Raw genomic sequence first — 4035 nt, forward strand, 5'->3', positions numbered from 1 at the left:
GGGGTGGCCAGCCAGGCGGCGTAGTCGCTCGCCTCGGCGTAGGTGTTGGCGAGCCGACGGCCGACCTCCGGGTGTTCGGCGGCGGCCGCGAACACCCCCTGGAGGTGGTCCGGAACGGTCAGCATCGCGGCTGTGAACTCGACGCTGTGACGGGCCTGTTGCTGCCAGAACCGCTCGGCGGTGCGGCACATCCAGTCGGCCGTGTACGGGGCGTCGCCGTGCTCCACGACGGCCCGGCGGTAGGCCTCGGCCGCCCGGGCGGCGTTGTTGGCGCCCTGTCCGGCGATCGGGTCGGTCACCACCACCGCGTCGCCGAGGCCCAGCACGTGGACGGCGTCCACGCCCGAGCCGAGCTCCGCCACCGGGCGCCGGACCACCGGGGTGACCGCGCCGAACAGCCCGGCCCCGGCGTCGGTCGGCTCGGCCTCCGTCCAGAGCTCCGCCTCCCAGGGCAGGTACTCGCCCAACAGTTCGCGGATCCGGGCCAGTTGGACGTCCGGCGGCGGCGCGTCGCCGAACGCGTCCAGCGGACCGCCGGGCAGCGCCTCCCAGAGCAGGATGTCGCAGGGGCCGGAGAGGGTGAGCGCCGGCTGCAGGTACAGCTCGCCGAGGCCGGGCAGGGCGTTCATCCGGGCCCTCGGCCCGGCGGCCGGGTCCGGCGAGCCGACGCCGTGCGCGTACAGGCAGGACAGGGCCCGCTGCGGCCCGTCGAACGGTGAGCGGACGGCGTCGCGTTCGAAGATCCCGGACAGGGCGCCGCGTCCGGCCGCGACCACGGTCAGCTCGTGCCGACGGGCCAGCTCGTACAGCCCGCCGCGGTCCAGCGTGCGGTACTCGACCACGCCGCCGCGCTCGGCCAGCAGCTCCAGCCAGCCGGCCAGCTTGAGCCGCTGGTCCACCGACTGGGCGGGCTCGTCCAGCGTCATGGTGTACTCCAGCGCCCGCACGCCCGGGGGCGCCGCCAGCACCGCCTCCACCGAGGAGACGGCCGGCGCCCGCTCCGCCCAGAGGTCCAGCCCGGCCGCCGCCTCGATCCGCAGCGCGGGGCCGAACATCGCCTGGGTGGACAGCACCCGGCCGCCGCGCAGCTGCTCCGGGGTGCGCTCGGCGACCAGCGTCACCCGGTACCCGTCCGCCACCAGCCCGAGTGCGAGCTGGAGGCCGGCCTGGCCCGCTCCGACGACGGCGATCCGGCGCACGCTGCCTCCTGGTGTCCTGTTGACGGTCCGTCAAGCAGGCACAGTAGTCGAGCGGGGGCACTCCGGTCACCGGTGGCGGGCGCATCCGTTCGAAGGAGACGGCGGTGTGCGAACCGCCGCCCCCTGGGCACGCCGGGCGACCCGGGCCGGCTCAGCCGCGCAGGTGCGCGGTGAGCACCTCCACCACGTCCTGGGTGCGGTCGGCCAGGTAGAAGTGCCCGCCCTGGAAGACCCGCAGGTCGAAGGCGCCGGTGGTGTGCTGCTCCCACTGGCCGACCTGGTCGACGGTGGCGTGCGCGTCGGACTCCCCCGCCAGGGCGGTGATCGGCAGCGACACGGTCGCGTCCGGGGTGCTGCAGTAGGTCTCGACGGCCATGTAGTCGGCCCGCAGGCTCGGCAGGACCAGCTCGCGGAGGCCGGGCACGGCGAAGATCCGGTCGTCCGTGCCGCCGAGCGCGGAGATCTCGGCGAGCAGTTCGTCGTCCGGCAGCTGGTGCACCCTGGTCGTCCGGGGCAGCGAGGGCGCGCGGCCGGCCGAGACGACCAGCCGGTCCGGCCCCCGCACGCCGTCGCGCTCGAAGCAGCGGACCGTCTCGAAGGCGACGGCCGCGCCCATGCTGTGCCCGAAGAAGGTGAGCGGCCGGTCCGCCCACTCCCGCAGCTCCCGGGCGAGCTGCTCGGCGAGGCCGGTCACCGAGCCGATCGTCGGCTCGCCGATGCGGTTCTGCCGGCCCGGGTACTGGACGGCGAGCACATCGGCGTGCGGCGCCAGCGCGTTGGCGTACTCCAGGTAGTAGCTGGCCGAGCCGCCGGCGTGCGGGAAGATCACGATCCGGGCGGGCGCGGAGTCGGACGGGTTGAATCTGCGGAACCACGGATTCTCGACGACGGCGCTGCTGGACATGCGGGGTGCGACCTCTCTCCGTGACGGACTCTGCAGGCTCCAGTCTGGCAGTGCCGGGCCCCGCCGCGGGGGCGAAGTGACGATCATGACCCCCGGCAGGCCGGTTCTCGCCGGTACCCCTCCGGCCACCCGGGCCCGCCGACGGGGAGGTTCAGGCCCGGTTGCCGGTCGAGGGGTCCGGGTCGGTGACCCAGCCCGCGGCCAGGAGCAGGCCGGAGGTGCGGTGGACGGCGAGGAAGCCGAACGGCCGCCCGAAGCCCGCCCGGGCGATCCGCCGCAGGTACGACTGACGCGGGCGCGCGGCGGCGCCCCCGGCGACTCCGAGGGCGGTCACCGAGGCGGCCCGGAAGCCGTCCGGGCCGAAGGTCGCGGTGGCACGCCGCCGGGCGCCGTCGATGAACAGCGGTTCCTCTCCGCCGATCCCGGGCAGGCGGTGCTCGGTCTCCGAGCGGGTCCCCAGTGTGGTCAGGCCGAAGAGGTCGGGGCGGGCGAGCAGATCGTGGTCGGCCCCGACGGTGAACCGCGGGACGTCCACGGCCAACAGGTCCTCCGGCTCGTACCGCCGGATCCGGTCGATCGTCAGGCCGGGGCCGGGGGCGCCGACGGGCAGGCGGTCGGCGGTGGTCCGGCGGTGGCGCCCGCTCAGCGCCTCGATGCCGGTGGCCAGCACCCGACCGGGCGACGTGTCGGGCTCGCCGAGCAGCAGATGGACACTGATGTCCCCGTACCCGTGCACCCGCACCTCGGTGACGAGCCCGGTCGGCGACTCCAGCACGGCGGCCCGGTCCAGCAGGCAGGTGTACCGCGACAGGTACCGGACGGGCCTGCCCCAGGTGTCCGCGGGACCCTCCGGCGGACCGTCGATCTCGTCGAACGGCCGGATCCAGTCGGTCCGGACGGTGAGCGCCGCGGCCAGCACTAGGCGGGTCTCCCGGTCCAGTCGCACCGGCATGGCGTCGATCAGACCGCCGGTGGCGCGGGCGGCCCAGGCGTCCAGCTGCGCCTGGTCCTGCCGGACGTCACCGGAGAGCCGCCCGTGCACGCCGGCCGGCAGCCCGGCCGACCACTCCGGGCGCAGCAACAGCCGCCCACCCGTCCAGAGCCCGAGGGCCGAGCCGACCGCCGGGATGCCCTCCAGCAGACCGAGGAGTTCCCGGGCCCGCTCGGCGGCAACCTCCGGCGGCAGGCCCAGGGCGTGCGTCAACTCGCCCTGGACTGCGCGGCTTCCGGCCGGTGCCAGCAGTCCGAGCAGCGGCCAGACGCCGGCCGGCATCAGGACCGTCCCGCCCTCCGGGTCGACCTGCCCGACCCAGCCCGCACCGAGCGCGTTGACCACCCTCACGGCTTCGGCCCGGCTCATCCGCCCCCCTGCGCTCGACTGTCCGGTACGCCGCCGAGGGTAGGCCCGAGCCTGGGTGGGAGGCGACCGGATTAACGCGACTCCCAGCCGCCGACGCCCGCTCGGGGAAGGCGAGTTCCGCCGCCCCGCCTCCCTTTCCGCTGCCGACCTGATCCGATCCGTGGCAGCATGGCCGCATGAGCGAACCCGACGGCTGGATCACCATCGCGGCGTACGAGAACCTGCCAGGCCACCCGACCCCGTCGGCCGCCCTCCGCGCTTGACTGCGCGACCGTGGCATCGACTGGATGCCCATCGCCGCCGACGCGGTACGTATTGACCTGCTCTGCGGGGTCGGACCGGACGGCCGTTGGCGCGGCTGGTTCGACGTCCGGGTCCACGCCGAGGCCCTGCGGCCGCTCGGGCTGCATCCCGAGCAGGCGTCGGCAGTCGTCAACGGCACCTCCCCGCCCCGCTGGTGGCACGCCGAGGCCGAGCGCCGGGCCCGTCGGTGACGGCGGCCGAGGCTCGGCTCAGCGCGCCGCGCCGAAGCGGACCGTCTCGGCGCGGGAGCGGGAGGCGGCGTCCAGCAG

At 75.5% G+C, this 4035-nt stretch carries 4 protein-coding genes; 1 reads left to right on the forward strand and 3 read right to left on the reverse strand.

All coding sequences use genetic code 11. The features are described from left to right. The 3 genes from ACFU6K_RS33140 to ACFU6K_RS33150 form a co-directional block, all read right to left on the reverse strand. Positions 1-1199, reverse strand: a 1199-nt coding sequence (locus ACFU6K_RS33140) for a styrene monooxygenase/indole monooxygenase family protein (RefSeq protein ID WP_380669384.1), incomplete at its 3' end; no start/stop codon positions are given. Positions 1200-1350: 151 nt separating this feature from the next. Further along, positions 1351-2103, reverse strand: a complete 753-nt coding sequence (locus tag ACFU6K_RS33145) for a thioesterase II family protein (RefSeq protein ID WP_380669386.1) — start codon at positions 2101-2103, stop codon at positions 1351-1353. A gap of 151 nt (positions 2104-2254) precedes the next feature. Next, on the reverse strand, positions 2255-3463 hold the full coding sequence (locus ACFU6K_RS33150; protein WP_380669388.1) for a proteinase inhibitor I4 serpin: 1209 nt from the start codon (positions 3461-3463) through the stop codon (positions 2255-2257). Positions 3464-3750: 287 nt separating this feature from the next. Here ACFU6K_RS33150 and ACFU6K_RS33155 point away from each other — a divergent pair, with 287 nt between their 5' ends. Continuing rightward, positions 3751-3957 carry a hypothetical protein gene (locus ACFU6K_RS33155; RefSeq protein ID WP_380669390.1) on the forward strand — a complete coding sequence of 69 codons (207 nt, stop codon included), beginning with the start codon at positions 3751-3753 and terminating at the stop codon, positions 3955-3957. The last annotated feature ends 78 nt before the right edge of the window (positions 3958-4035 follow it).

It is taken from the genome of Kitasatospora sp. NPDC057512, from assembly GCF_042802135.1.
GTDB lineage: Bacteria > Actinomycetota > Actinomycetes > Streptomycetales > Streptomycetaceae > Kitasatospora.